General features: G+C 69.8%; 24 protein-coding genes. 14 read left to right on the top strand and 10 right to left on the bottom strand.

The window, feature by feature from the left end:
• Positions 1-5: 5 nt before the first annotated feature.
• The gene (locus tag AC3WXD_RS00415; RefSeq protein WP_020203865.1) at positions 6-983 is read right to left on the bottom strand and encodes a LysR family transcriptional regulator; all 978 of its coding nucleotides are present in this window, start codon (positions 981-983) and stop codon (positions 6-8) included.
• A gap of 485 nt (positions 984-1,468) precedes the next feature.
• Between AC3WXD_RS00415 and AC3WXD_RS00410 the strand changes: the two genes are divergently transcribed.
• Both AC3WXD_RS00410 and AC3WXD_RS00405 read left to right on the top strand, forming a co-directional pair.
• Positions 1,469-2,461: a Bug family tripartite tricarboxylate transporter substrate binding protein gene (locus AC3WXD_RS00410; RefSeq protein ID WP_492322757.1), complete on the top strand. Its 993-nt coding sequence runs from the start codon at positions 1,469-1,471 to the stop codon at positions 2,459-2,461.
• A 213-nt stretch (positions 2,462-2,674) separates the two neighbouring features.
• Positions 2,675-2,785, top strand: a complete 111-nt coding sequence (locus AC3WXD_RS00405) for a hypothetical protein (RefSeq protein WP_492322756.1) — start codon at positions 2,675-2,677, stop codon at positions 2,783-2,785.
• Between the two features lie 843 nt (positions 2,786-3,628).
• On the opposite strand, the gene AC3WXD_RS00400 is transcribed toward AC3WXD_RS00405, so the two are convergent.
• Positions 3,629-4,324, bottom strand: a complete 696-nt coding sequence (locus tag AC3WXD_RS00400) for a GntR family transcriptional regulator (protein WP_020205312.1) — start codon at positions 4,322-4,324, stop codon at positions 3,629-3,631.
• Between the two features lie 276 nt (positions 4,325-4,600).
• Between AC3WXD_RS00400 and araD the strand changes: the two genes are divergently transcribed.
• The 4 genes from araD to AC3WXD_RS00380 all read left to right on the top strand — a co-directional run bounded on the left by araD (position 4,601) and on the right by AC3WXD_RS00380 (position 8,362).
• Entirely contained in the window at positions 4,601-6,340 is a 1,740-nt protein-coding gene (araD, locus tag AC3WXD_RS00395) for an L-arabinonate dehydratase (protein WP_020205313.1), read from the top strand.
• Entirely contained in the window at positions 6,340-7,077 is a 738-nt protein-coding gene (locus tag AC3WXD_RS00390) for a ribonuclease activity regulator RraA (RefSeq protein ID WP_454732960.1), read from the top strand. The genes araD and AC3WXD_RS00390 overlap by 1 nt, the downstream gene beginning before the upstream one ends.
• A 95-nt stretch (positions 7,078-7,172) precedes the next feature.
• The gene (locus tag AC3WXD_RS00385) at positions 7,173-8,111 is read left to right on the top strand and encodes a 2-hydroxyacid dehydrogenase (protein WP_059415307.1); all 939 of its coding nucleotides are present in this window, start codon (positions 7,173-7,175) and stop codon (positions 8,109-8,111) included.
• A gap of 116 nt (positions 8,112-8,227) precedes the next feature.
• Entirely contained in the window at positions 8,228-8,362 is a 135-nt protein-coding gene (locus tag AC3WXD_RS00380) for a hypothetical protein (RefSeq protein WP_020205316.1), read from the top strand.
• Between the two features lie 29 nt (positions 8,363-8,391).
• On the opposite strand, the gene AC3WXD_RS00375 is transcribed toward AC3WXD_RS00380, so the two are convergent.
• Positions 8,392-9,075 (bottom strand): GntR family transcriptional regulator, encoded by a 684-nt coding sequence (locus AC3WXD_RS00375; RefSeq protein WP_020205317.1) that lies wholly within the window; start codon positions 9,073-9,075, stop codon positions 8,392-8,394.
• A 204-nt stretch (positions 9,076-9,279) separates the two neighbouring features.
• Here AC3WXD_RS00375 and AC3WXD_RS00370 point away from each other — a divergent pair, with 204 nt between their 5' ends.
• The 3 genes from AC3WXD_RS00370 to AC3WXD_RS00360 all read left to right on the top strand — a co-directional run bounded on the left by AC3WXD_RS00370 (position 9,280) and on the right by AC3WXD_RS00360 (position 13,433).
• Positions 9,280-10,704 (top strand): amidase, encoded by a 1,425-nt coding sequence (locus AC3WXD_RS00370; protein WP_492323344.1) that lies wholly within the window; start codon positions 9,280-9,282, stop codon positions 10,702-10,704.
• Between the two features lie 37 nt (positions 10,705-10,741).
• On the top strand, positions 10,742-11,743 hold the full coding sequence (locus AC3WXD_RS00365; protein ID WP_492322755.1) for a tripartite tricarboxylate transporter substrate-binding protein: 1,002 nt from the start codon (positions 10,742-10,744) through the stop codon (positions 11,741-11,743).
• 103 nt (positions 11,744-11,846) lie between these two features.
• Positions 11,847-13,433, top strand: a complete 1,587-nt coding sequence (locus AC3WXD_RS00360) for a Na+/H+ antiporter (RefSeq protein ID WP_492322754.1) — start codon at positions 11,847-11,849, stop codon at positions 13,431-13,433.
• 17 nt (positions 13,434-13,450) lie between these two features.
• Here AC3WXD_RS00360 and AC3WXD_RS00355 read toward each other — a convergent pair whose 3' ends face one another.
• Both AC3WXD_RS00355 and AC3WXD_RS00350 read right to left on the bottom strand, forming a co-directional pair.
• On the bottom strand, positions 13,451-13,960 hold the full coding sequence (locus tag AC3WXD_RS00355) for a helix-turn-helix transcriptional regulator (RefSeq protein ID WP_043367104.1): 510 nt from the start codon (positions 13,958-13,960) through the stop codon (positions 13,451-13,453).
• Positions 13,961-14,038: 78 nt separating this feature from the next.
• Positions 14,039-14,251: a hypothetical protein gene (locus AC3WXD_RS00350; RefSeq protein ID WP_492322753.1), complete on the bottom strand. Its 213-nt coding sequence runs from the start codon at positions 14,249-14,251 to the stop codon at positions 14,039-14,041.
• Between the two features lie 244 nt (positions 14,252-14,495).
• Between AC3WXD_RS00350 and AC3WXD_RS00345 the strand changes: the two genes are divergently transcribed.
• Entirely contained in the window at positions 14,496-15,026 is a 531-nt protein-coding gene (locus tag AC3WXD_RS00345; protein ID WP_492322752.1) for a Fur family transcriptional regulator, read from the top strand.
• Between the two features lie 9 nt (positions 15,027-15,035).
• On the opposite strand, the gene AC3WXD_RS00340 is transcribed toward AC3WXD_RS00345, so the two are convergent.
• Genes AC3WXD_RS00340 through AC3WXD_RS00320 form a run of 5 tightly spaced genes read right to left on the bottom strand, consistent with a single transcriptional unit; the run spans position 15,036 to position 19,791 of the window.
• On the bottom strand, positions 15,036-15,497 hold the full coding sequence (locus AC3WXD_RS00340) for a hypothetical protein (protein ID WP_059415295.1): 462 nt from the start codon (positions 15,495-15,497) through the stop codon (positions 15,036-15,038).
• A gap of 23 nt (positions 15,498-15,520) precedes the next feature.
• Positions 15,521-16,360, bottom strand: a complete 840-nt coding sequence (locus AC3WXD_RS00335; RefSeq protein WP_492322751.1) for an FAD:protein FMN transferase — start codon at positions 16,358-16,360, stop codon at positions 15,521-15,523.
• A gap of 7 nt (positions 16,361-16,367) precedes the next feature.
• The gene (locus AC3WXD_RS00330; protein WP_029044107.1) at positions 16,368-16,928 is read right to left on the bottom strand and encodes an FMN-binding protein; all 561 of its coding nucleotides are present in this window, start codon (positions 16,926-16,928) and stop codon (positions 16,368-16,370) included.
• 46 nt (positions 16,929-16,974) lie between these two features.
• Positions 16,975-18,384 (bottom strand): porin, encoded by a 1,410-nt coding sequence (locus tag AC3WXD_RS00325; RefSeq protein WP_492322750.1) that lies wholly within the window; start codon positions 18,382-18,384, stop codon positions 16,975-16,977.
• 36 nt (positions 18,385-18,420) lie between these two features.
• Entirely contained in the window at positions 18,421-19,791 is a 1,371-nt protein-coding gene (locus tag AC3WXD_RS00320) for a cytochrome-c peroxidase (protein ID WP_492322749.1), read from the bottom strand.
• A gap of 819 nt (positions 19,792-20,610) precedes the next feature.
• Here AC3WXD_RS00320 and AC3WXD_RS00315 point away from each other — a divergent pair.
• The 4 genes from AC3WXD_RS00315 (at position 20,611) to AC3WXD_RS00300 (ending at position 25,585) form a co-directional block, all read left to right on the top strand.
• The gene (locus AC3WXD_RS00315) at positions 20,611-21,123 is read left to right on the top strand and encodes a sigma-70 family RNA polymerase sigma factor (RefSeq protein WP_020205328.1); all 513 of its coding nucleotides are present in this window, start codon (positions 20,611-20,613) and stop codon (positions 21,121-21,123) included.
• Between the two features lie 6 nt (positions 21,124-21,129).
• A complete protein-coding gene (locus AC3WXD_RS00310) occupies positions 21,130-22,110 on the top strand; it encodes a FecR domain-containing protein (protein ID WP_492322748.1) in 981 nt (326 codons plus the stop codon).
• 139 nt (positions 22,111-22,249) lie between these two features.
• Positions 22,250-24,793 carry a TonB-dependent siderophore receptor gene (locus AC3WXD_RS00305; RefSeq protein ID WP_492322747.1) on the top strand — a complete coding sequence of 848 codons (2,544 nt, stop codon included), beginning with the start codon at positions 22,250-22,252 and terminating at the stop codon, positions 24,791-24,793.
• Between the two features lie 15 nt (positions 24,794-24,808).
• Entirely contained in the window at positions 24,809-25,585 is a 777-nt protein-coding gene (locus AC3WXD_RS00300) for a hypothetical protein (protein ID WP_492322746.1), read from the top strand.
• The last annotated feature ends 167 nt before the right edge of the window (positions 25,586-25,752 follow it).

Genomic DNA, 25,752 nt, shown 5'->3' with positions numbered 1-25,752 from the left:
GCCGGCTAGGCCGGCTTCGCGGCGCCCTTGCGGGGGCGCCGCGCCGCGGCCGCCTCGATCATCGCCACGCCGTCGGGCAGCGGATGCTGCCTGATGGTGTCGAGGATGACGTCGAGCATGCGCTGGGAGCTCGGCGACAGCGAGCGCAGCCGCCGCGTGATCAGGCAGATCTCGCGCGACAGCACCGGCCCGCGCAGCTCGCGGAACGACAGCTCGTTGAAACCCGCCACCCTGGCCGCCAGCGCCGGCACGATCGAGAAGCTGCCGCCTTCGCTGAGCACCGCGAACAGCGAGGTCGTGCTCGAGATCTCGTCGTGGCTGCCCTGGAACACCGGCCACTGCCCGGCGTTGTGCGCCAGGAACGTGCCGATGCCGGTATCCGCCGTGAACGCGACGAAATCCTTCGACTTCAGATCGGCCCACCGCAGCGGCCCCGTGCCCGACGCCAGCGCATAGTCCGCGCGGCACACCACGCCGAACCGGTCTTCCAGCAGCGGCGTGTAGTCCAGGTCGTCGAAACCCTTGTGCTTGCTGGTGATGGCGAAATCGAGCTCGCCGTCGATCACCAGTTGCTCGACCTGCTCCGCGCCGGCGTCGCGCAGCGAGAAGGTGACGTTCGGGTATTCCCGCCGGAACGTGGCGATCGATTTGACCAGGAACTGATAGATGACCGAGGCCGCCGCCGCGATGCGGATGTGGCCCTGCTGGCCCTGCGCGAACGACTGCAGGTCGGCGATGGCGCTGTCGAACTCCTTGAGGATCTTGTCGGCCTCGTCCTTGAAGCGCATGGCTTCCTGGGTCATGACCACGCGCCGCGTGTTGCGGTCGAACAGCTTCAGGCCGACCGCCTCCTCGAACTGCTGGATGGTGGCGGTCAGCGCCGACTGCGTGACGAACAGGCGCGCGGAGGCCGTGGTGAAGGACCCGGCATTGGCCACCTCGACGAAACAGCGCAGGTGCCGCAGGGAGATATTTCTGCTCATGGGGAACGGGAGAATGGGACGCCGCGGCGCGGCCGCCATGCCCGGGTGCCGGGAATGCGCTGCCGGGGATGCGACGCCGGGAATCCGGCGAGGGATGCGGCCGATGTTATATCGCCGAAAACGAACAATCAACAAAAACCAATCATCCGCGCCGAATGCCTTGCGGCCCCTGGCCGCAAGCCGCGGCGGCGCCCGCGCAGGGTGCCCGACTTATCGCTGGTCGTGATTAGTTCATCGTAAGTTTTCAGTAGTGCTCATTAGTCAAACTCCCTAGAATCGACCTGACTGATGAGGCAATGCCTGTGCCGGACGCCCTTTCCCAGGCAGCCGGCACGGTGCTTGCACACAGATGATGTTCCAGAAAAAGAGAACGACCGTCCGCCTTTGCGGGCAGGTTGTCTCACTATGCTCCAGCACTTCTTTCCAGTTCCCAACCCCACTCCGGTCCTGATGAACGGCCCGGATCGCATCATGGAGAGAGAGTCATGTTTGGAAAGATTGCCCCCGTGCTACTGGCGCTGGCATCCGCAGGTTGTTTCGCGAACGCCGCTGCCGCGGCGGAGGCGCCCTCCGACTATCCCGGCAAGCAGCCGGTGAGAATCATCGTCCCCTATCCGGCCGGCGGCTCCACCGACCTGCTGGCCCGCGTGCTGGGCCAGAAGGTCGGCGAGCAGATCGGCCAGACCGTGGTGGTCGAGAACCGCCCCGGCGCCAGCGGCAACATCGGCGCGAGCTACGTCGCCAAGTCGCCGGCCGACGGCTACACGCTGTTCCTCGGCACCTCCACGGCGCTCGCGGTGAACCCGAGCCTGTACAAGACCCTGCCCTACTCGCCCGACAAGGACTTCTCCCCGATCATCCTCGCCACGCTGCTGCCGAGCCTGGTGGTGGTCGGCAACTCGGTGCCGGTCAAGACGATGAAGGAGCTGCCGGCGTACCTCAAGAGCAATGCGTCGCAGGTTGCCTATGCCTCTTCCGGCAACGGCACGCCGGCGCACCTGGGCGGCGAGCTGTACAAGAAGACCGTGGGCCTGCCGACGCTGTCGCACGTGCCGTACAAGGGCGGCGTGCCGGCGCTGACCGACCTCGTGGGCGGACAGACCACGGTGATGTTCGCCATCCTGCCGGAAGCCTATCCGCTGGTGAAGGAAGGCAAGCTGCGCGCGCTCGCCGTGACCACGGCAAACCGCCTGCCCCAGTTGCCGAACCTGCCCACGGTGGCCGAGTCCGGCGCGCCCGGCTACGAGCTGGTGGGCTGGTACGGCTTCCTGGCGCCGGCCGGCACGCCCGCGCCCATCATCGCCAAGCTGAACCACGCCTTCGACCACGCCCTCAAGGACGAAGAGGTCAAGGCCAAGCTGGTCGGCATGGGCTTCGAGATGGCCGGCGGCCCGCCCGAGGTGCTGGCCAACAAGATGCGCAGCGAAACCGCCAAATGGCGCAAGGTCATCAACGACTCGCACATCACGCTCGACTGAGCGCGGCAAGGCCCGGCGGCGGCGCGGTCCGCCGCGCGCCGTTCCTTTGCCAATCTACAGGCGGCACGCGGTGGCCCAACCCCGGGCGGGCGCGCCCCACGTTGGTGCTGCATGCCGTGCTCACGCCGCGCGAGCGCGACATCATGGGGCTGATCGCGCAAGGCCGCGACAACGCGGCAGGTCGCCGCGTACCTGGGGTTGCGCGAAAAGACCGTGAGGAATCACATTACGAGTGTTTTTGCCAGGCTTGCGCTGGAGAACTGGCTGCAGGCTATTGTGCTGGCGCGCACGGTGGGATTTCGGGATTTTTTGGGTAGCTTTTGATTCGGGGTTTTAAAGTTAAAGGCTTAACTTCGGCTTCAAAGTCAACTTCAAAGTCAACATCAACTTCAAAGTCAAAGTCAAAGTCAAAGTCAAAGTCAAAGTCAAAGGCTTTCGCTCCCCCGGAGCGACCTACTTTCTTTTCCCCGAAAAGAAAGTAGGCAAAGAAAGCGGGCTGCCTGGCCGGCAGGGGCAGAAACGTTGGGGTTTCTTGTGTTTCTGGTTTCGTGGTGGGGCCTGCGGTTCTGCTGGCCTGCTGCCGTTACCGGTTCGGCTGGCCACGATCTGGCTGGCGGTATGGGTTGCGGGGTCAGACCTATGATGGCAGGCGCACTGCTGGTTCGGGCATCTGCCGTTACCGGTTTTGGCCACCCCGACATAGCACCCTCATGGTTTCGTGGTGGGCGTGGTGGACCGGGGCGCAGGTGTCAGTGGGTACTCTTGCATTGGGGCCACCGTGCCCACCACGAAACCAGTACCGTCCCCATGCCGTGTGCATCCGCCCCGGTCGCGGCAGCAGCTTGAAGGGCCTGGGCCTACGCCACCATGCAGCGCCACCACGAATCCAACACCACCCAAGAGAGCGTGGCCACCAGAATCGGTACCGGCAGAATCCCAGCAGAACCACCACCCCCACCACGAAACCACCAACCTCGGCAACTCTGTTCGGCTCTGCCCCTGCCGGCAAGGCAGTCCGCTTTCTTGGCTTACTTTCTTTTCGGATAAAAGAAAGTAAGTCGCGCCGGGGGCGCGAAAGCCGTTGACTTTAAGCTTTTGAATTTTAATTTGAATTTGACTTTGAAGTTAAAGCCTTTGACTTTGACACTTCAAATCCCAAAACTCCCCCTACTCCAAATAATCCCCATACCTCCCCCGTATCTCCTCAAGATTAGCAAGCGTACCCGACAGATGCCGCCGCAGGCTGGCCTGCGCCTCGTCCACGTCGCCGCGCGCGATGGCATCGACGATGGCGGCATGGTCCGCCACCACGGCGCCGGCCTTGCCGGGAATCGGCAGGTGCAGGCGCCGCAGGCGGTCCAGGTGGCCGCTCTGGCGGCGCACCAGCAGCCACAGGTCGGGCACCTGCGCGGCGTCGTACATCTGGCGGTGGAAGGCCAGGTCGAGCTGGGCGAATTCGGCGAAGTCCGGGGCGGGCAGCAGCGCCTGCTGGCGCGCCACCATCTGGCGCAGGCGCTCGGCCAGCGCGGCGTCCGGCGCCCCGGCCAGCGTGCGCACGATCTCCACCTCGACCGAGCGGCGCAGGAAATGCGCCTGCCGGGCCAGCGCGATGCTGATCGGACTGACCACGGTGGCGTGCTGCGGGAAGATGTCGACCAGCCCTTCCTCGCTCAGGCGCATCAGCGCGTCGCGCACCGGCGTCTGGCTGATGCCGTACCGCGCGGCCAGGTCGGTGCGCGAGAGCACCGTGCCGGGCGTGAGCGCCATCGAGATGATCTGCTCGCGCATGTGCTCGAACACCTGCGGCGCGGCATGGCGCGTGCGGTCGAACTGGAACTGGATGTGCGCGGCGGTGGCTTCCATCGGGCGGCGGCGGTCTTTGTCGGGGGGCACGCGGTGGTATGCGTATCCGGAATATCAGGTTTGGCAAAAGGCGGGGGCGCAGCGCCACGCGCTGTGGTGCACTTACGCTTGGCTGCGCGTGGCGCAGCCGCGGCGAGGCCCGCTGCCCCGCATTCTAGAGCAAACGCCCTTGGTTTGACACACTAATATATTAGTGCTCTAATTGGCCGCCATCCTATCAGATGTCATACCTCTGCTGCCGGCGGAGGCCCACGACGAACATCCCAGGAAGAGACAATGACGTCCCGAAAGAAGACGCCCGAGACATTGCGCAGCGCGCGCTGGTTCGCGCCCGACGACCTGCGCTCCTCCGGCCACCGCTCGCGCATCATGCAGATGGGCTACGCGCCCGAGGAATGGCTGGACCGCCCGGTCATCGCCATCATCAACACGTGGTCCGACATCAATCCGTGCCACTCGCACTTCAAGCAGCGCGTGGACGACGTCAAGCGCGGCGTGCTGCAGGCCGGCGGCTTCCCGATCGAGCTGCCCGCCATCTCGCTGTCCGAGAGCGCGGTCAAGCCGACCACCATGCTGTACCGGAACATGCTGGCGATGGAGGCCGAGGAGCTGATCCGCTCCCACCCGGTCGACGGCGCCGTGCTGATGGGCGGCTGCGACAAGACCACGCCGGGCCTGCTGATGGGCGCCTCCAGCGCCGGCGTGCCGGCCATCTACGTGCCGGCCGGGCCGATGCTGCGCGGCAACTACAAGGGCAACGTGCTGGGTTCGGGCTCGGATGCGTGGAAGTACTGGGACGAGCGCCGCGCCGGCAACATCAGCCAGGCCGAGTGGACCGGCATCGAGGGCGGCATCGCGCGCAGCCACGGCACCTGCATGACGATGGGCACGGCCAGCACCATGACGGCGATCGCGGAGACCATCGGCATGACGCTGCCGGGCGCCTCGTCGATTCCCGCCGCCGACGCCAACCATATCCGCATGTGCTCGGAGTCGGGCCGGCGCATCGTCGACATGGTGTGGGAGGACCTGACCCCGGCGCGCATCCAGACGCGCGCCGCGTTCGAGAACGCCATCGCCGTGGCGATGGCGATGGGCTGCTCCACCAACGCCATCATCCACGTGATCGCGATGGCGCGCCGCGCCGGCTGCGAGATCGGCCTGGAAGACTTCGACGCGGCCAGCCGCCGCGTGCCGGTGATCGCCAACATCCGGCCCAGCGGCGACAAGTACCTGATGGAGGATTTCTTCTACGCCGGCGGCCTGCCCGCGCTGATGAACCGCATCCGCGACAAGCTCCAGCTCGACGCGCTCACCGTCACCGGGCGCACGCTGGGCGAGAACATCGCCGGCGCCGAGGTCTACAACGACGACGTGATCCGCACCCCGGACAACGCGCTCTACCAGGAAGGCGCGCTGGCCGTGCTCAAGGGCAACATCGCGCCGGACGGCTGCGTGATCAAGCCGAGCGCCTGCGAGCGCCGCTTCTTCAAGCACACCGGCCCGGCGCTGGTGTTCGACGACTATCCGTCGATGAAGGCCGCGGTGGAGGACGAGAGCCTCGACGTCACCGCCGACCACATCCTGATCCTGCGCAACGCCGGCCCGCAGGGCGGCCCCGGCATGCCCGAGTGGGGCATGCTGCCGATCCCCAAGAAGCTGGTCAAGCAGGGCGTGCGCGATATGCTGCGCATGTCGGACGCGCGCATGAGCGGCACCAGCTACGGCGCCTGCATCCTGCACGTGTCGCCGGAATCGTATATCGGCGGCCCGCTCGCGCTGGTGCGCACCGGCGACCTGATCTCGGTGGACATCGACCGCCGCAGCATCCACCTCGAAGTCTCCGACGAGGAACTGGCGCGCCGCCGCGCGGCCTGGACGGCGCCGCCGCCGCGCTTCGGGCGCGGTTACGGCTGGATGTTCTCCAAGCACATCCGCCAGGCCAACGACGGCTGCGACTTCGACTTCCTGCAAACCGATTTCGGCGCGCCCAGCGGCGAGCCCAGCATCTACTGATGACCGCCATGACCGAAACCAGCCAGCTCAGCCCGCGCACGCGCGACCAGCTCAAGACCGTCAGCACCGCCACGCTGTGCACCGCGCTGTTCAAGCGCGGCCTGCGCAACCAGTTCCTCCAGGACGTGCATCCGCTCAACCCGGCGCACGGCAACATGGTCGGCGAGGCCTTCACGCTGCGCTACATCCCCGCGCGCGAAGACCTCAACCCGATCACGGTGTTCCAGGACCCCGACCATCCGCAGCGCCAGGCCGTGGAGCAATGCCCGCCGGGCGCGGTGCTGGTGATCGACAGCCGCAAGGACGCGCGCGCGGCCTCGGCCGGCTCGATCCTGGTCACGCGCCTGATGCGCCGCGGCGTGGCCGGCGTGGTGACGGACGGCGGCCTGCGCGACGCGCCCGAGATCGCGCGACTCGCCATCCCCGCCTACCACCAGCGCCCGTCCGCGCCGACCAACCTGACGCTGCACCAGGCCATCGAGATCAACGGCCCGATCGGCTGCGGCGACGTGGCCGTGTTCCCCGGCGACGTGATGGTCGGCGATGGCGAGGGCGTGGTCGTGATCCCGCGCCACCTGGCCGAGGAGATCGCCGCCGAGGCGGTGGAGATGACCGCGTTCGAGGATTTCGTCACCGAGGAAGTCAACAAGGGCCGCTCCATCATCGGCCTCTATCCGCCGACGCAGGAACAGAGCCGGCTGGATTTCGCCGCCTGGCGCGAGAAGAACGGCCGCTAGGCCGGGACCAGGCAGAGCACTGCCGCCAAGACACAAGACGGAGCCACCGCGGCTCCGCCCACCCCAACCCGACCGACCACAAGGGACCTCTTCTCATGAAACACCGCCTTCTCCAGCACGGCCGCCTGCCGGCCGCGCTCGAAGCCAGCCTGGCCGAGCACTACGACGTCCACCCGCTGTGGGCCGAGACCGACCCCGCCGCCTTCCTGGCCGCGCGCGGCGGCGAGTTCGTGGCGCTGACCACGCGCGCCGCCAACGGCGTGGACGCCGCCATGATGGACGCCATGCCGGCGCTCAAGGTCATCTCCAGCTTCGGCGTGGGCCTGGACAAGATCGACCTCGACGCCGCGCGCGCGCGCGGCATCGCCGTGGGCTACACGCCCGACGTGCTCAACGACTGCGTGGCCGACACCGCGTTCGGCCTGCTGATGGACGTGGCGCGCGGCTTCAGCGCGGCCGACCGCTTCGTGCGCCGCGGCGAATGGCCCAGCGGCGCGTTCCCGCTGAGCACGCGCGTGAGCGGCAAGCGCATGGGCATCATCGGCATGGGCCGCATCGGCCGCGTGATCGCGCGGCGCGGGCTGGGCTTCGACATGGACGTGCGCTACCACAGCCGCCGCCCGGTGGCCGACCTGACCTACCGCCACGAGCCGTCGCTGGCGGCGCTGGCCGAGTGGGCCGACTTCCTCGTCATCGCCACCGCCGGCGGGCCGGAAACCCGCCACCTGGTCTCGGCCAGCGTGCTCGAGGCGCTCGGGCCGCGCGGCTTCCTGATCAACATCGCGCGCGGCACGGTGGTGGACGAGGCCGCGCTGGTGGACGCGCTGGCGCACAAGCGCATCGCCGGCGCCGGGCTCGACGTGTTCGAGCACGAGCCGCAGGTGCCACCCGCGCTGTTCGCGCTGGACAACGTGGTGCTGCTGCCGCATATCGCCAGCGCCACCAACGAGACCCGCCAGGCGATGGCCGACCTGGTGTTCGAGAACCTGCAGAGCTTCTTCGCCACCGGCGCGGTCAAGCGCGAGGCGACCTGACGCCAGGCGCGAGGCGCGGCGGCGGCCCCCTACCACCGTGTGGTAGCGCCCCGCCCGCGCCTTTGCGCATACTTCACGCTCGACGCAAGGACAGAACCGACAACAAAGGGTCGAGCATGGAAGTCATCACGTTTGCCGCGTATCTCCTGGTCTTTCTGCTCGCGCTGCTGCTCGGCGCGCGCAGCGTGAGCCGGCATCACCCAGCCCTGCGCCAGGATGCCGCGCCGTCGCTGAAGCGCCGGCAGTCCTGACGCCGGACGCCCGAAACCGGCTTTTCCCTTCAGGCCTGCGCCACGTCCGCGCCGGCCTGCGCCATCACCCTGAGGCGCGCCATCGAACTGCGGATGTGCTGCCGCGCCACCTGCTCCGCCCGGTCGCCGTCGGCGCTCTCGATGGCCGCCACGATCTGCTCGTGCTCGTCGATGGCCGCCAGCGCGCGGTCGCGCGGGAACACGGTGCGCGGCGCGAACACCTGCGAGGTCATGTGGACGATCGGCACCTGCCGCGCCAGGTATTCGTTCGACGCCAGGCCGATGATGGTGGTGTGGAATTCCACGTTGGCCACCGTGTATGCCTCGGGCTGCCACGGCGCCAGGCTGCCGCGCTGGGCGCCGATGACGGCGCGCAGCGGCGGGCCCGCCAGCTTGCCGGCGCGCTCGGCGGCCAGCCGCGCCGCGAGGCCGTCGATGACTTCGCGCAGGGCGTAGGCGTCCATCAGCTGCCGGAAGTCCGCGCTGACCACGGTGACGCCGCGCGCGGTCTCGGCGCTGACCAGCCCTTCGCGCTCCAGCATGCGCAGCGCCTCGCGCAGCGGCGTGCGGCTGATCTTCAGGTCCTCGGAGATCTCCACCTGGCGCAGCGCCTTGCCCGGCGGATAGACGCCGCGGTAGATGCGCTGGCGCAGCACCTGCGCCACCTCTTCCACCAGGCGCAAGCGCCCCTGCCATTCGAACGTTTCTGCCATTTGCCTCTCTGAGCGCCGCGGCGCAGTGGAAGTGCGGATTTTGTCGGCGCAGTTTACAAGCGCATGACACACGTCTACTATAGCCGCAAAGAATGGATTCTGGATCCAGAAACCAATGGTGCGGGCGCCCTAGCGCGGCCGCGCCGTGGCGGCGCCTCCGATCCGCTCCGAGACGTTTTCTGGAGAAGCTCGCCAATGAGCGATATGAGCGATGCGCTTTGCTTCCTGTCCGCCACCGAACTCCAGGGCCGCATCGCGCGCCGGGAGGTCTCGCCGGTGGCACTCATGCGGGCGGTGCTGGAGCGCGCCGCGCGCCTGCAGCCCGAGCTGAACTGCTTCATCACGCTGTGCGCCGAGCAGGCCCTGGACGCGGCCCGCGCGGCCGAGCAGGCCGTCATGGACGGCAAGCCGCTCGGACTGCTGCACGGCATCCCGTTTACCGCCAAGGATCTGGTCAACACGCAGGGCGTGCGCACCACCTTCGGCGCGGCGCCCTACCGCGACAACATCCCCGGCACCGACGCCGTCGCCGTGGCGCGCCTGCGCGCGCAGGGCGCCATCCTGATCGGCAAGACCACCACGCCCGAGTTCGGCTCCAAGTGCCTGACCGACTCGCCGCTGTTCGGCCGCACGCGCAACGCCTGGAGCGCCGCGCGCACCAGCGGCGGCTCCAGCGGCGGCGCGGCGGTGGCGGTGGCCAGCGGCATCGCCCCGCTGGCGGTGGCCACCGACGGCGGCGGCTCCACGCGCATCCCGGCCGCGTGCAACGGCGTGGTCGGCATCAAGCAGAGCAACGGCGTGATCCCGCACAGCCAGGCGCAGGACCTGTTCGGCAACCAGACCTACGTCACGCCGACCACGCGCACGGTGGCCGACACCGGCCTGATGATGCAGGTCATGGCCGGCGAGCACGCGTGCGACCCGTGGTCCATCGGCGTGCCCAAACCCGATTACGTCGAGGCGGCGCAGGCGCGCGGCGACCTGCGCGGCAAGCGCATCCTCCATTGCCTGGCGCCGCCGGGGCGTCCCGTGGCGGCCGGGGTGGCGCGCGCGTTCGAGGCCAGCCTGGCGCGGCTGGCCGGCCTGGGCGCGGAGCTCGAGCCGTTCTCCGGCGAAGGCTTCGACGTGGAGCCGATCTGGCGCGCGATCAACCACACGGTCTGGCGCGCGCGCTTCGCCGCCATCGCCGCCGAGCACGGCGAGCAGCTCAGCGCCACCTTCCTGCGGCAGGTGGCCTCGGCCGCGCAGGTCAGCGGCGTCGAATACCAGCAGGCCATGTTCGACCGCTCGGCGCTGTTCCAGCGCGTGCAGGCGCTGCTCGCGCGCGCGGATTTCCTCGCCATGCCCACGCTCACGCGCACCGCGCTGCCGCTCGGGCAGGACCTGTTCGGCACCATCGACATCGACGGCCAGCACTACGAGAACGTGCGCGCGCACTGGTTCCCGTGGACCATGCCGTTCAACATGACCGGCCACCCCGCCATCAGCCTGAACAGCGGCTTTGCCGCCGACGGCCTGCCGGTCGGCTTCCAGCTGGTCGGGCAGTTCCGCGGCGACGCGGCGCTGCTGCGCGCCGCCGCGCTGTTCGAGTCCGCGCACGGCCTGCTGGGCCGGTGGCCGCAAGCCTGACGACTTCCCCCCCGAACGACCTGACCCCGCCCGCGCCATGATCCAAGCCTCCCGCCGCAAACTCACGCTCCACCTCCTGGCGCTGCCGGCCTGCGCCGCCGCCGTGCTCGCCCTGCCCCGGCCGGCGCACGCCGCGGACGGCGGCGAGCCGATGCGCATCGTCGTCGGCTACGCGCCCGGCGGCGCGGCCGACAGCCTGGCGCGCCTCTATGCCGAGCAGCTGCGCCAGAACGGGCAAGGCACGGTGATCGTGGAAAACCGCCCGGGCGCCTCGGCGCGGCTGGCGCTGGACTACGTCAAGCGCGCGAAGCCCGACGGCAAGACCGTCTTCATCGGGCCGTCGCCGCTGTTCACCATCTTCCCGCTCACGTACAGGAAGCTCGGCTACGACGCCGACAAGGACCTCGTGCCCGCCGCCGTGCTGACCGACGTGCCGACCGTGGTGGCCGCCGGCGCGCAGCAGCCGTACAAGAACATGAAGGAATACGTGGAGTGGGCGCGCCGCAATCCGGCCGGCGCCAGCCTGGGCCTGGCCACCATCGGCAGCGCCGGCCACCTCGGCACCGTGGCGCTGGGCAAGGCGGCCGGCGTCGCCATCACGCCGGCGGCCTACCGCGGCGCCTCGCCGATGCTGGTGGACGTGATCAGCGGCAACGTCTCGATCGGCTGGGACGCGGTGGCCAGCATGATGACGCTGTACAAGGCCGGCAAGCTCCAGTTCCTGGGCGTGAGCGGCACGCACCGCGCCAAGGCGCTGCCCGAGGTGCCCACGCTCAAGGAGCAGGGCTTCGGCCAGTACGAGTACGCCACCAGCTGGTACGGCGCCTTCCTGCCGGCCGGCACGCCGCCGGACGTGGTGGCCAGGGTGGAGAAGATGTTCATCGCCGCCTCGGGCAACGCCGCCACCGCCGCCAAGCTCGAAGCGCTGGGGCTGGAGGTCGCGCCGAAGCCGGGGCAGGACGCGCGCCACCGCATCCAGGTCGAGCGCGCCGCGTGGAAGCCGATCGTGGAGGCCACCGGCTTCGTCGCCGAGGACTGAGCCGGCGGGCGGAGGGCGGTTCCTGCCGGCGCGGCCTGCATCGCGCGGGCCGGCGCCTGTAGTATTGCAGGCTGGCGCAGCCACCTTGCGAGGAACCCCCATCGTGTCCACGGCATCGGCGTTCGAGTTCATCCTGGTACTGGTCGGCGTCATCATCGGGCTGGAGCTGCTGGCCCGGCGCCTGCACCTGCCGCCTGCGGCGGCGCTGCTGGCCGGCGGCATGGCGATCGCCTTCCTGCCGGGCGTGCCGCAGCTGGAGTTCGACCCCGAGCTCATCCTCATCATCTTCCTGCCCCCGCTGCTGCTCGACGGCGCCTACTTCACGGTGTGGGAAGACTTCAGGCGCAACCTGGGCGGCATCCTGTGGCTGGCCATCGGCGCGGTGGCCTTCACCACGCTGGCGGTGGGCGTGGTCACGCACTGGCTGCTGCCGGCGCTGCCGTGGGCGGCCTGCTTCGCGCTCGGCGCGGTGGTGTCGCCGCCCGACGCGGTGGCGGCCAAGGCCGTGCTGGAGCGCGTGAGCCTGCCGCGCCAGCTGATGGCGCTGCTCGAAGGCGAGAGCCTGCTCAACGACGCCGCCGGGCTGGTGCTGTTCCGCTTCGCCATCGCCGCGGCGCTGACCGGCGCCTTCAGCCTGTGGCAGGCCTCGGCCTCGTTCGCCGTGCTCGGGCTGGGCGGCGTGGTGGTGGGCGGCTTCATCGGCGCGGTGATGGTCACGCTGCAGCGCACGCTGGGGGTGGACCACCTCGTGATCGCCGCCTCGCTGCTGTCGCCGTGGCTGAGCTACACGGTCGGCGAATCGATGCACGTGTCCGGCGTGATCTCCACCGTGACCTGCGGCCTGATCATGGGCTGGCGCCAGCACGAGGTGCTGTCCGCGCGCATCCGCGCCAAGGGCACGGCGTTCTGGCAGGTGATGGTGTTCCTGCTGGAGGCGCTGGTGTTCATCCTGATGGGACTGTCGCTGCGCGGCGTGCTGGCGCGCCTGGGCGGCGCGGCGCATGCGTTCGACACGCTGGCGCTGCCGGTGGCGGCGGTGGTCGCCGCGGTGGTGGTGTCGCGCTTCGTGTGGATCTTCGCCACCGGCTGGCTGCGCGCCGCCTGCGCGCGGCTGGCCGGGCGCGCCGCGCGGCCGCATTCGGCGGCCGGCTCGGCCGTGCTGTCCTGGGCCGGCATGCGCGGCGTGGTGACGCTGGCGATCGCCTTGTCGGTGCCGGAATCGATCCCGGGCCGCGACCTGATCCTGGCGGCGGCCTTCGCGGTGATCCTGGTGACGGTGCTGCTGCAAGGCTCCACGCTCGGCCTGCTGATCCGCGCGCTGCGCCTGGGCGACGCCGAGGAAGCCAACCCGGCCCACCTCACCGAGTCGCAGGCGTGGGCGCACCTGGAGGCCGCCCAGTTCAAGGCGGTGGAAGCGCTGGCCTACGACGCCGGCGGCGCGCTGATCCACCCGCGCCTGCTGGAGCAATACCGCTACCGCGCCGACATCACCGCGCGCTACAGCGCCGACACGGCCTCGCGCGCCGGCGTGGCCGCCGAGCACTACCGCGTGGTGCTGGCCGCCATCGCCGCGGGGCGCGCGGAACTGCTGCGCCTGCATCGCCTGGGCCAGATCCACGACCACGTGCTGGAAGTGCTCGAGCGCGACCTGGACCTGCAGGAGATCGCCGCGGAGGACGCGCGCGGCTGACGCGCCGCGCGGCGCGCTCAGTTCCCGGAGGCGGGCGTGGGCGCCATCAGGTCCTCGAGGAAGTACGCGGCAAGCTGGTGGCGCCCTTCGAGCCGCGCCTTGGCGTAGACGTTGGCGGCATGCTGGCGCACCGTCTTGGCGCGGCTCTCGCGCAGCGCGGCGATCTCTTCCAGCGAAAGCCCCTTGACCAGCAGCAGGGCCACGTCCTTCTCGGCCGGGGTCAGCTTCCAGGCGTCGAACTGCTCCTGCATGTGATCGAGGAAATGCCGCGTGCTCTGCCGGGCGGCGGCGTCGCGCTCCATCATGGCGCGCTCGCCGGCCCGCACCGCGTTGCGCAGCTCGGCGAAATCGCGCGCCACCCGCTGCCGCTCGCGGATGAAGACCAGCAGGATCGCCACGAACGCGATGGTCGCGGCCGTCTCCGCCAGCAGGTGGTAGTGCACGCCGACGTTGCGGTAGATCTGGCTCAGATCCCATATCTGATAAGCGGGGAAGAAAGCGAGCAACAGCAAAAGCCTGGGTGACATGTAGTGAGATTCCTGGGACAAGCTCCTCGGCACCATCCGTGCGAGGTCCGACTGGGCTTTAAATGTAACTGATTCTCGTTAGTGGGAAAAGCCGGCCCGCCAGCCCGCCGCGCGGGCGCGGACCGCCGCCGCAGCCGCGCGGATGGCCGCTTCCGGCGGCACGGGACATTTGTCCCGCAGGCCTGCCGCGCCGCCCGCGATGCCCGTGGCGGCGCGGCAAAGGGCCCGGACGGGCGGGGCATATGTCCCGCCTTTTCGCTCCCGGCCGCTGCGCGCATTGAGCTTGCGCATGATCCACATTAGCCTGCTCTGACTCCGTTCGCGGCCCTCGCCGGCCTGTCGGACGCTGCCTACCGGCCGGTCCCGCCGGCCATCCTCCGTGAGTCCGAGCTTCATGACTGGTGCATCCCGCCTCCGCCTTGCCATGCCTTCCCGACCAGCCCGGTGCGGCGCCATCGTCCGCGCCGCCGGGGCCGCGCCGTCGTCCGTGCCACCCTTCGCGGCGCGCTTCCTGTAGCGCGCCGCGCGGTTGCCGATGTCCACCAGAACCGATCGCCGCTTCGCTCCCCGGCCCGCCGCCGCGCACCCCGGCGCGAAGGACGGCACGCCCGAAGCCGTGTGGGGAGAGCCCGGCCGCCAGGCCGCGCAGGCGCTCGCCGCGCGCGGCGTCGCGGTGTCGCCGGGCAGGGTCGCGGTGCTGCTGGTGCTCGGCGAGGCGCCGTCCCGCCACGTGACCGCGGACGGCCTGTGCCGGCTGATGATGGCATCGCCCTACCGGATGGCGCTCTCCACGTTCCGCGCGGCGCTCTACGAGCTCACCGAATGCGGGCTGCTCTGGCGCGTCTCGGTGCCCGGCGGCGACCATACCCTGTCCCACTACTACGAACTGGCGGACCAGCCGGTCCACGAGCATTTCTTCTGCACCGCCTGCGGCCGCTTCGAGGAGGTCTTCGACGCCACGCTGCTGGCGATGCAGGAAGCCCGCCTGGCAGCGCGCGGATTGCGCCCGGCGCTGGTGCGCAGCGCGCTGGTCGGCAGATGCGCGGCGTGCGTGGAGCAGGCGTAGCCGCCCGCCTCAGTCGTGGCCGGCGGCCTGCCGGCGCCCTCGCGCCAGGTGCAGCCAGAACAGCGCGCCGACGGCGAGGCCGCCGCCCCAGTGCAGCCATTCGGTCGCGCCGCGCAGCGCCTCGCCATTGAAGTAGTACAGGCCGAAGCCGGTCGCCACCAGCAGGCCGACCACCGCCGCGAACAGCCCGCCGGCGAGGCGGTTCTGCCGCTGGATCCAGCACATGCGGATATGCGCCGACCAGACGATGCCGAGCAGGAAGGTGGCGTACATCGCCGCCGCGCCGTGCAGCTTCATGCTCCACGCCTGCCACGGCGCCAAGGTCTCGGGCTCGAGTTCGAGCCAGCGCGCCAGCAGCCACGCCAGGCCGGTGAGCAGCAGCAGCGCGAACGTGGCGTACAGGGCCAGGCGCCGGTGCGGGCCGAGGCGCGCGGCGCGGCGCCGGCGGGCGGGAACATGGGGCTGGTACATCGGGCGAGATCGGGTTGGATAGGCTAGTTGCCGGGGTTGCCGCCGCGGCCGTCGCGATAGAGCAGCGCGCGGGCGCCGTAGCGTGCCAGCAGCGGATGATCGGGCGCGCCGCACACCAATACCACCTTGGTCAGGGCGTCGGCAAGCATGCACGAAGGCGCCAGCACGCTGGCGCCGGCGCCCGCCGGCAGCACCGACGGCGCGCGCCGGTCTGCGATGCGCGGCGCCGCGGACAGGCCGAGGCCGCCCGCGCTGGAGCCGGCCAGCGCCGCGTTGTCCAGGTGCCAGCGCAACGCCACGCGCGCCGGCGCGCCCGGCTCGCGCAAGGCCACGGCGGCCGGCGCGCGGCCGGCATGGCGCATGTCGCCGCCCGCGTTGACCAGCACGTCGTCGATGTCGAAGCCGAGCATGGCGCGGACCGCGCAATCCACCGCGTAGCCCTTGGCGATGCCGCCGAGATCGAGGCGCGCCGGCCGCAGCTTGCGCAGCATGGCGCCCTCGATCGCCCAGGCCGGGCCATGCGCGCCGACGGACGCGCCATCGAGCGCGCAGTCGAACACGCAGTCGAAGGCCCCCTCGCTCTCGGCCTGCAGGCGGGCCGCGGCGGCGAGCACGGCCAGCGTGTGCGCATCCACCGCGAGCATCTCGCCCGGCGCCGCCCGGTTGAAGCGGCCGATGTCGCTGCCGGCGGCATGGCGGTTCATCAGGCCGTGGATCCTGCCGACCTCGGCGAAGCCCGCGCGCACCGCCTGCGCCGCGGCGGGGCCGCTCGCCCGTATCTCCACCAGCGTGCCCAGCAGCGGGCGCGCGCGGCGGCACGGCGCGGCCGGCGTGGCCTGTGCGGTCTGCGTGGCAAGGCTCACGGCGCGGTCAGCCTTTCGCCAGCGCCATCTGCGCCATCACGGCGATGCGCCGGATGCCGTCGGTGATGTGCGTGCACGACAGCGTGGCGCCGCTGATGTTGTCGATGTCCTCGCCGACGCGCAGCTTCGCCTGCGCGGACTTGCCGGTGAACTGGCTGCGCCACGGCTTGTTGCGGACTTCGTAGCCGTGGCTCTCGCGGTAGGCCAGGATCTCCACGTCGCGGATCTCGCCGGCCGGGCTCAGGGCCACCGCGTAGTTGATCAGCTCGAACTTGCCGATCACCGCGTCGGCCACCACGTAGCCGAGCACGCTGGCGCCCTGGCGCGCCTGCCAGATGCGCCACGCGCCCGGGCGCGGCGGCCCGCCGGCGCGCTCCGCGAGCTGCCGGAGCTGCTCCGGATTGAGCGCCACCACGACCGGCGCGAACTCGGTCGCGTCGGCGAACATCAGTTTCTGGCTTTCGGCCACGCTCATGTAGTCGGCGGCATAGGCGCGGGTCGTGACGAGCCCGGCGGACGCCGCCGCCGCGGCACAGATCAAGACGCTGGGAACAGAGCGGTAGTGCATTGAAGCTTCCTCCGGCCGCGGCGCGCCGCGGCCGCATGTCATGACACTAGAAATAGATCCCCAGCCCGAGGTCGAAGCGGCTGAAGTCGCGGTTGACGCGGAAGCGCTGGTAATCGACCTTGAACACGACGTTCGGGTTCAGGTAGAAGTTCAGGCCCGCCGTCCAGACCGTATCGTAAGGCTTGGGGAACACCGCGCCGCTGGCCGTGACCGGCTGCGACGGCACCGCCGAGAAGCCCGGCGCCAGGCCCTCGTAGCGCGCGCCCATGTTGTACCGCTCGAAGCGCGCGAACGGCACCGCGCGATAGCTGCCATGCTGCCACACGCTGTAGGCGGCCTGCAGGTACCAGCCGTAGAACGAGGCCGGCATCGGGTTGGCGGTGCCCGGGAACTGCGCGTTGACCTTGGCGGTGTTGCTGATGTAGCCCTGCGCGTAGAGCGCCGACAGGTCCCACTTGCCCGGCGTCCAGCGCGCGTGGGTTTCCCACAGGGTCGAGCGCTGGCTGCCCGCGCCCGCGGCCGGATTGGCGTTGCCGGTGAAGACCGAGCCGCCCAGCAGCAGCCCCGGCACGCCGCGGTAGTTCAGCGACAGGTATTGCGAGGCGTTCTTGGCGTTGGCCAGCGACATTTCCTGGTGGGTGGCCTGGAACGGCGCCGAGCCGTTGTTCTGCAGCTCCAGCGCCGAGCCGTACAGCGGCGTCTCGGGCGTGAAGTTCCACTTGGACAGGTCCAGGCCGGTGGTCAGGCCCACGTTCCAGTCCAGCCCGATGTCGGTGTTGCCGTGCAGCGCGAAGCCGCCCTCGCGCCACGTGCTGGGAATGATCAGGGTCTCGATGAAGTTGCGGTAGACGCCGTAGTAGGCGGTGGGCTCGTGGTGCTCGTTGATGAGGCCGACCGGCATCAGGAACACGCCGGCGGTCACGCCCACCTTGTCGGTGAACATGTGGTCGACGTAGAACTGCTCCACCTCGAACTCGCCGGCATCGGACGACGAGGCGATGGCGTGCTCCACCTCGAACTCGGAGGCGAAGCGCGTCTTGTCGTCGAAGCGGTAGCCGAAGCCGAACACCGCGCGCCCGAGGTCGGCGCGCGTGTCGTTGGTGTTGCGGCTGGGCCGCGAATAGCCGATCTCGCCGTAGCCGAACAGGCTCAGGTTGTCCAGCGGCGAAGGCTTGGCCGCCGCCTGCTGCAGGGTTTCCTGCGACGCCTGCAGCTGCGCGACCTGCGCGGTCTGGTCGGCCTGCTGGCGGGCCTGCGCCTGCTGCTGCGTGGCCATCGCGGTGTTCTGCTCCTTCATGGCCCTGAGCTCGGCCTTGAGCGCATCGAGCTGGCCGGCCATGTCGTCGATCTTCTTCTCCAGCTGCTGCACCACCGCCGGACTGGCGCTCGGCGGCGCGGCAAGCGCAGGTGTCCCCGCCACGGCGAGCGCCGCCGCGGCAATCATGGTCCTCTTCATTGCATTTCCTCCCTGTTTTTCCTGGCTCGTTCCGGGCTATTTCCTGTTCTTGGCGACAGTGGCTGCGGTGGCGGTGTTGGTGACGGCAGCGGGCGCGGCCGCGCCGCCGGCGCGCGTGGCGGCCACGCTGGCCGCGGTGGACTGGCACTGCGCGGGCGGCTGGTAGGCGGACGGATTGGCCGCGTCGAAGCCGTCGGTCAGCGTGCACAGGAAGCGCACCAGGTCGGCGATCTCGCCGTCGCTCAGGTTCGGCGCCAGCGAGGGAATGTAGGGAACCTCGGACACGTTGACGTTGCCGGCGTAGGCGACCGGCAGGTCGTTGTAGAGGATGTCGGGCGTGCCGTCGGCCTTGCGGTACCAGCGCGCGGGATCGGTGTCGCGCGTGATGTACCACGCCACCGCTTCTTCCAGCGTGTCGAACACGCCGTTGTGGAAATACGGCGCGGTCAGCGCGATGTTGCGCAGCGTCGGCACCTTGAAGGCCCCGCACAAGCTGGTGCGGCCGGCGAACTCCGCGCGCAGCGGCCCGCACAGGCCCAGGTCGTAGTAGTCGTGGCCGGGATCGCCGAGCGCCGCGCCGTTCCGCGGCACGTAGCCGAGCGTGTTGCCGTCGACGTTGGCCGCGATCTTCCAGTTGCGCGGGATGCCGACGTTGTCGTAGGTGAAGTCGGTGAACAGCGCCGGCGTGGTGGCGGTCGGCGTGGACACGTGGCAGGCCGTGCAGTTGCCCTTGGCCGGGTTGTTGAACAGCGCCAGCCCGTTGAGCTCCTGCGGCGTGAGCTGGGCCGTGCCGCTCAGGTAGGCGTCGTACTTGCTGGAGAAGCGGTGGAACGACGGATCTTCCTTCTGGTACTGCGCCAGCGCCTGGCCGATGTTGTGCAGGGCCGTGGTCGCGTCCGTCACCGAGCTCTCGCCGAATACCGCCTTGAAATCGCTGATGTAGGGCCGCGTCAGCAGCCGCGCCAGCACCTCGTCCGCCGAGGCGTTGGCCATCTCGAACGGCGTGATGAACGGCTGCTCTGCCTGGTCGGCGATCGACGCCGCGCGCCCGTCGCGGAAGAAGCCGCCCACCGGCGTGCCGTCGGGCTGGAAGCTGAAGGCCGGCGTGAACTGCATGTAGGTCAGCGAAGGCGCGTTGCGCAGGCCCGGCAGGTCCATGTCCGGGCCGCCCAGCGGCACCGCGAGGCCGTCGTCGGCGGCGTAGCCCCGGCTTTCCACGTGGCACGTCGCGCACGACTGCCGGCCCGAGGCCGACAGCGCGGTGTCGGAGAAGATCTTTTCCCCGACCTGCGCCATCGCCGACAGCGAACCGGCAACCGGCGCCGTGGCGGCGCTGTTGCCGGACGAGCCGTCGTCGCCGCCTCCACCGCAGCCCGCCAGCCACATGCCAAGCAGGACCGCGGCCAACAGGCCGCGCCGCCCTCCCCTCCGATGACGCCGCTCAGGGCCCTCTTTGATAGTCATTGTCTTGTGGCGTGCGAGACGCTGCCGAGATGGATGGATCGTTCGGTATGAAATTTACGAATCAGAATGATTCGTGTTTATCGTATTATAGAAGCGGACTTTCAGGAATGAACAGGGGGGTCCCCACATAAATCTGAGGCGCTCAGGTAAATGTGTTGTGGCGGCGCGTCACCCGGTACCGCACCGATTAATTTCGCGGCCCTTGTCTTGAATCAATCTGGCCCGACTTCAAATGCATTTTCTTAATAACAAAGAAACTTGTGCGTCGTCCTGCCGGCTCTACCAGCATCCCGCAATCCCTTTGTTCAAGCCGAACTTCGTTGATTCCCTGCCGCTCCCGCGTATCCCGCGAGAGGTTTCTCCGTCATTTTTCTTATCGCCAGCAGGCGTTTTCCCGGATCAAGACATCCGTAATGCCGAGCGGCATCGGATTACTCTGGTCCGGCCTTAATTTTTCCTTAATGGAGGATGATTTATCATTTAGCTTGCGTGTATTGACCCTGGTCAAAAGATGCGCTGAAAAATACGCCGGTTATTATCTTTATTCAGGCGGAAGTGAATTTACAGGCTCACGACTGATCGCCCGCCCCGCCCGCCTGGCTTGCCTCGCTTGCGGCGGCCGCCGCGCCCCGGCGATGTTGCGGCAATCCCCGACACACGCGTCCGCGCAACCGCCCGGTCTCCGGCTTTGATATAATGAGAATCGTTCTCATTTTTTGGCCATGACCGGTGCTGCGCACCGTATGATCGGGAAGGACTGCCATGCCGGCCGCGGAATCCGCACCACAGCGCGAATTGCTTGCGCTCTACACCGACCATCACGGTTGGCTGTGCCGTTGGCTGCGCGGCAAGCTCGGCTGCACGCATCGCGCGGCCGACCTCGCCCACGACACCTTCCTGCGCCTGCTGGCGCGCGAGGACACGCTCGGCATCGAGGAGCCGCGCGCGTTTCTCACCACCGTCGCGCAGCGCGTCCTGTCCAACCACCGCCGGCGCGAGCAGCTCGAGCACGCCTACCTCGATGCGCTCGCGCACATGCCGGAGCCGATGGCGGCCTCGCCCGAGGAGCGCGCCATGCTGCTGGAAACCCTGTTCGAGATCGACCGCCTGCTGTCGGGCCTGCCGACGGCGGTCAAGCGCGCGTTCCTGCTGTCGCAACTGGACGGCATGGAGCAGGCGGACATCGCCGCGCAGCTGCGCGTGTCCGTCACCACGGTCAAGCGCTATCTCGTGCGTGCCGCCACGCAGTGCTATTTCGCCGTCGCGCCGGAGTAAGCATTCATGAGCGCGGAAACGGTACCTGGCATCCCGCCCGAAGTGGCCGCGCGCGCGGTCGAATGGCTGCTCCTGCTGCAGGAAAAGGACACCTCGCCGGCCACGCGGCAGGCCTGGGAACGCTGGCGCGCGGCGCACCCGGACCACGCCCGCGCCTGGGCGCGCATCGAAGCGGTCAACGCGCAGTTGCGGCAGTTCGCCTCGCCCGGGGCCGCCGCCGTCGCGCGCGCGGCGCTGCTGCCGCCGCGCTCGGCCGGCCGCCGCCAGGCGGTCAAGACGCTGGCCCTGCTGCTGTTCGCCGGCGGCATCGCCTGGACCGCGGAAGAACGCGCGCCCTGGCGCGAGTGGCTGGCCGACGAGCGCACCGCGGTCGGCGAGCGGCGCAGCCTCATGCTGGCCGACGGCACCGTGGTGTCGCTCAACACGGACAGCGCCATCGACGTGCGCTTTACCGCCGCCGAGCGCCGGGTGCGGCTGGTCGGCGGCGAGATCATGATCGTAACCGGCAAGGACGGCGCCGCGCCGCGGCCCTTCGTGGTGGAAACCGAGCAGGGCGAGCTGCGGCCGCTCGGCACGCGCTTCACCGCGCGGCGCCTGCCGGACGCAAGCCAGGTCGGCGTGTTCGAAGGCGCGGTCGACGTGCGCCCGCGCGACGGCCACGGACTGGCGCGCACGCTGCGCGCCGGCGAGCAGGCCCGCTTCACGCGCACCGCCATCGGCGACATCGGCGCGGCCAGCGAGACAGACGCGGCCTGGGTCGACGACATGCTGGTCGCGACCCGGATGCGCCTCGACGGGTTCCTCACCGAAGTCAGCCGCCACCGCCCGGGCCGCCTGCGCTGCGATCCGGCGATCGCCGCGCTGCAGGTGTCCGGCACCTTCCCGCTGGCCGATACCGACCGCATCCTCGATGCGCTGCGGACCACGCTGCCGGTGCAGATCCACTTCCTGACCCGCTACTGGGTGACAGTGCAGCCGGCCGGCTAGTCCGCCGCCGGCCGCGGCCAGCCGGCACGCACGAAAGCCGCCTGCGATTTTTTTGCGCCCGAGGTGGTCTGTTTCCGATTCTCGCGGGACATAAGAGATAAGCGCACCACATCTCCGAACCTCCTCCGAGTCACCGATCATGGAACATCACCGCATCGCCGCACGCGCCCTCCGCGCCAACGAGGGCTCTCCAGCCACGCCGCACGGCCCCGCCCCGCGCCGGCTGCCCACCGCGCGCCGCCCGCTGGTGGCGGCGCTGGGCCATGCTGTGGCGGCGCTGGGGCTGGGCGTGGCGGCCCTCGCGCCCGGCGCCGCCACCGCCGCCGACGCGCCCGCGTCGCAGCCTTCGCCGGCCAGGGCCTATGACATCCCGGCCGGCCCGCTGGAAGGCGCGCTCAACCGCTTCGGCCGCGAAGCCGGCATCCTGCTGTCGTTCCCGCCGGAGATCGCCGCCGGCCTGCAAAGCAAGGGGCTGCGCGGGCAATACGGCGTGCCGGAAGCGCTGGGCGCGCTGCTCCAGGGCACCGGCCTGGCCGCGGTGGCGCAGGGCTACGGCGGCTACGCGCTGGTCCGGCGCGTCGAGCCGGCCGCCGCCGTGCCGCCGCTGGCGCCGGGCGAGGCGGCGCTGCCGCCCGTGGTGGTGCAGGCCGACGCCGCGCGCGAGGAAAGCTACCGCCCGCCGCCCAACGCGGTCGTCACGCGCTCGGACACGCCGCTGCTCGACATCCCGCAGGTGGTCAACATCGTGCCGGCGCAGGTGCTGCGCGACCAGCGCCCGCGCAACCTCGACGACGCGCTCGGCAACATCAGCGGCATCACCCAGGGCAACACGCTGGCCGGCACCCAGGACACCATCCTCAAGCGCGGCTTCGGCGGCAACCGCGACGGCTCGGTGATGCACAACGGCATGCCGCTGATCCAGGGCCGCGGGCTCAACGCGGCGGCCGACAACGTGGAAGTGCTCAAGGGCCCGTCCTCGCTGCTGTACGGCATCATGGACCCCGGCGGCGTCATCGACATCGTCAGCAAGCGGCCCATGCTGCAGCAGTACAACGCCATCTCCGTGCTCGGCACCACCTACGGCCACGGCAAGAACGGCGCCGGCGGCACGCTCGACACCACCGGCCCGATCGGCACTTCCGGCCTGGCCTACCGCCTCGTGGTGGACCAGGTGGACGAGCAGTACTGGCGCAACTTCGGCGAGCACCGCGAGACGCTGGTGGCGCCGTCGCTGGCCTGGTACGGCAAGGACACGCAGGTGGTGCTGTCGTACGAATACCGCAAGTTCCTCTATCCGTTCGACCGCGGCACCGCGCTCGACCCGCGCACCAACGAGCCGCTGGCGATTCCCAGCCGGCGCCGCCTGGACGAGCCCGTCAACAGCATGGACGGCCAGTCTCACCTGGTCCAGCTGGTGGCGGACCACCAGTTCAACGCCGACTGGAAAGGGCACTTCGGCTACAGCTACAACCGCGAGACCTACGACGCGGGCCAGCTGCGCGTGGCCGGCGTCAACACCACCACCGGCATCCTCACGCGCAGCAACGACGCCACCCACGGCGCGCTGAGCACCGACAGCTACGCCATCGGCTACCTCGACGGCCGCTTCCAGGTGGCCGGCATGCGCAACGACCTGCAGGTCGGCGTGGACAGCGAATACCGGCGCATCTACCGCGCCGACCTGCTGCGCCAGGCCACCACGTCGAAGTTCAGCTACCTCAACCCCGTCTACGGGCTGGAGCCGGCGTCGAGCACCGTGTCGCCCAGCGACAGCGACCAGACCGACACCCTGCACGACACCTCGGTGTTCCTGCAGGACAGCCTGCACCTGACCGACAAGTGGATCCTGGTCGGCGGCGTGCGCTTCCTGTCGTACAGCCAGGTGGCCGGGCGCGGGCGGCCGTTCGTGACCAACACCGACCTCGACGGCAACAAGTGGCTGCCGCGCGCGGGCCTGGTCTACAAGTGGTCCGAGGCGGTCTCGCTGTACGGCAGCTACACGCAGTCGCTCAAGCCGACCTCCACCATCGCGCCGCTGAGCACGGGCGTGGTGATCGACTCCTCGGTGCTGCCGGAAGAAGCGAAATCGTGGGAGCTCGGCACCAAGCTGGACTTCACCGGCGGGCTGACCGCCAACCTCGCGTTCTTCAACATCGACAAGAAGAACGTGCTGGTGTCCCAGTACAACGACGCCACCAAGCTGACCGACTGGCGCACCTCCGGCCGGGCGCGCTCGCGCGGCATCGAGCTGGACGTGGCGGGCCAGATCGGCAACCGCTGGAGCGTGATCGGCAGCTATGCGTTCATCGACGCCAAGACCACCGAGGACCCGCTCTACGCCGGCATGCGGCTGTGGAACGTGGCGCAGCAGACCGGCTCGCTGGCGGCGGTCTACGACTTCGGCCAGATCTTCGGCGCCGACCGGCTGCGCCTGGGCGCGGCCGGGCGCTACGTGGGCCGGCGCCCGGGCGACTCGGCCAACAGCTTCGCGCTGCCCGCCTACGTGGTGGCGGATGCCTTCGCCACCTACGAGACCAAGGTCGGCGCCACGCAGAAGCTGCGCTTCCAGCTCAACGTCAAGAACCTGTTCAACCGCACCTACTACCCGTCCAGCGCCAACCGCTACTTCGTGGCGATCGGCGACGCGCGCCAGGTTTCCCTGCTGACCACGCTGGAATTCTGAGGAACGAGGAAACCCATGAACACGCACGACCTCCAGCGAGGCGCCAGCCGCGCGCCGCGCCACGGCGTTGCCGCAAACCCGCGCCGCCGCGCGTTCGCCGCGCGCCTTGCCGGCCTGCTGCTGCTTGCCTGCAGCATGATCGGCGGCGCGCACGCCGCCGAGCCGGCGGGACACGGCCGGAAGATCGCGCTGGTCGTCCAGGCCGGCGGCCCGGACCTGCCGGTGGACCTCAAGATCAAGGCGCACCTGGAAGCGCGCGGCTACGCGGTCAGCCTGCTGGCGCAGGACCAGCCCGCCGACGCCGCGCTCGGCGCCGACCTCGTGGTGATGTCGTCCACCATCGCCGCCAAGAACGTCGCCGCTGGCTGGCGCGAGCTGCCCCGGCCGCTGCTGACCTGGGAGAACGACCTGCTCGACGACCTCGCCATGACCGGCAAGCGGCACGACACCGATTTCGGCGAAGCGCCCAAGGAACGCTACCTGTGGCTGGTCAACGCGCCCCATCCGCTCTCGGCCGGGCTGCCCGCCGGCGTGGCCAACGTCTACGAGCGGCAGGCCGCCATGAGCTGGGGCAAGCCCGGCCTGGGCGCCAGCATCATCGCCACGCTGTACGGCCAGCCCGACAAGGCCGCCATCTTCGCCTACGAGAAAGGCGCCACGATGGACTACGAAGCGCTGGCGCCCGCGCGGCGCGTGATGTTCTTCCTCGGCAACGATACCTTCGCCAACCTCGCCGCGCCGGGCCGCCAGTTGTTCGATGCGGCGGTGGACTGGGCGCTGGGGCTGCGCTAGCCGGCCACCAGTACCCGGCCCCGCGCGCGGGCCGCACGCGCCAGCCCCGAGACGCGGCGCGGCGCCCCTGCCCCCCGGGAATTGCGGCCGCGCCACACTCATGCACTGGCGCGGGGGGGGGGCGGGGAGTATGGTCTGGGCGCAAAATGCGACCAAAAGACCCAAAG

It is taken from the genome of Cupriavidus sp. FW216-B1, from assembly GCF_058789195.1.
The sequence above is the reverse complement of the archived record's forward strand: the minus strand, read 5'-3'. Positions and strand labels throughout refer to the sequence as shown.

Excerpts from the sequence above, each read along its gene's own strand:
- AC3WXD_RS00410 (WP_492322757.1), top strand. The coding sequence starts at position 1,469 with ATGTTTGGAAAGATTGCCCCCGTGCTACTGGCGCTGGCATCCGCAGGT.
- AC3WXD_RS00390 (WP_454732960.1), top strand. The coding sequence starts at position 6,340 with ATGACCGCCATGACCGAAACCAGCCAGCTCAGCCCGCGCACGCGCGAC.
- araD (WP_020205313.1), top strand. The coding sequence starts at position 4,601 with ATGACGTCCCGAAAGAAGACGCCCGAGACATTGCGCAGCGCGCGCTGG.
- AC3WXD_RS00300 (WP_492322746.1), top strand. The coding sequence starts at position 24,809 with ATGAACACGCACGACCTCCAGCGAGGCGCCAGCCGCGCGCCGCGCCAC.
- AC3WXD_RS00305 (WP_492322747.1), top strand. The coding sequence starts at position 22,250 with ATGGAACATCACCGCATCGCCGCACGCGCCCTCCGCGCCAACGAGGGC.
- AC3WXD_RS00330 (WP_029044107.1), bottom strand. The coding sequence starts at position 16,928 with ATGCACTACCGCTCTGTTCCCAGCGTCTTGATCTGTGCCGCGGCGGCG.
- AC3WXD_RS00380 (WP_020205316.1), top strand. The coding sequence starts at position 8,228 with ATGGAAGTCATCACGTTTGCCGCGTATCTCCTGGTCTTTCTGCTCGCG.
- AC3WXD_RS00350 (WP_492322753.1), bottom strand. The coding sequence starts at position 14,251 with ATGCGCAAGCTCAATGCGCGCAGCGGCCGGGAGCGAAAAGGCGGGACA.
- AC3WXD_RS00385 (WP_059415307.1), top strand. The coding sequence starts at position 7,173 with ATGAAACACCGCCTTCTCCAGCACGGCCGCCTGCCGGCCGCGCTCGAA.
- AC3WXD_RS00370 (WP_492323344.1), top strand. The coding sequence starts at position 9,280 with ATGAGCGATGCGCTTTGCTTCCTGTCCGCCACCGAACTCCAGGGCCGC.
- AC3WXD_RS00400 (WP_020205312.1), bottom strand. The coding sequence starts at position 4,324 with ATGGAAGCCACCGCCGCGCACATCCAGTTCCAGTTCGACCGCACGCGC.
- AC3WXD_RS00355 (WP_043367104.1), bottom strand. The coding sequence starts at position 13,960 with ATGTCACCCAGGCTTTTGCTGTTGCTCGCTTTCTTCCCCGCTTATCAG.
- AC3WXD_RS00325 (WP_492322750.1), bottom strand. The coding sequence starts at position 18,384 with ATGAAGAGGACCATGATTGCCGCGGCGGCGCTCGCCGTGGCGGGGACA.
- AC3WXD_RS00315 (WP_020205328.1), top strand. The coding sequence starts at position 20,611 with ATGCCGGCCGCGGAATCCGCACCACAGCGCGAATTGCTTGCGCTCTAC.
- AC3WXD_RS00340 (WP_059415295.1), bottom strand. The coding sequence starts at position 15,497 with ATGTACCAGCCCCATGTTCCCGCCCGCCGGCGCCGCGCCGCGCGCCTC.
- AC3WXD_RS00365 (WP_492322755.1), top strand. The coding sequence starts at position 10,742 with ATGATCCAAGCCTCCCGCCGCAAACTCACGCTCCACCTCCTGGCGCTG.
- AC3WXD_RS00415 (WP_020203865.1), bottom strand. The coding sequence starts at position 983 with ATGAGCAGAAATATCTCCCTGCGGCACCTGCGCTGTTTCGTCGAGGTG.
- AC3WXD_RS00345 (WP_492322752.1), top strand. The coding sequence starts at position 14,496 with ATGTCCACCAGAACCGATCGCCGCTTCGCTCCCCGGCCCGCCGCCGCG.
- AC3WXD_RS00310 (WP_492322748.1), top strand. The coding sequence starts at position 21,130 with ATGAGCGCGGAAACGGTACCTGGCATCCCGCCCGAAGTGGCCGCGCGC.
- AC3WXD_RS00375 (WP_020205317.1), bottom strand. The coding sequence starts at position 9,075 with ATGGCAGAAACGTTCGAATGGCAGGGGCGCTTGCGCCTGGTGGAAGAG.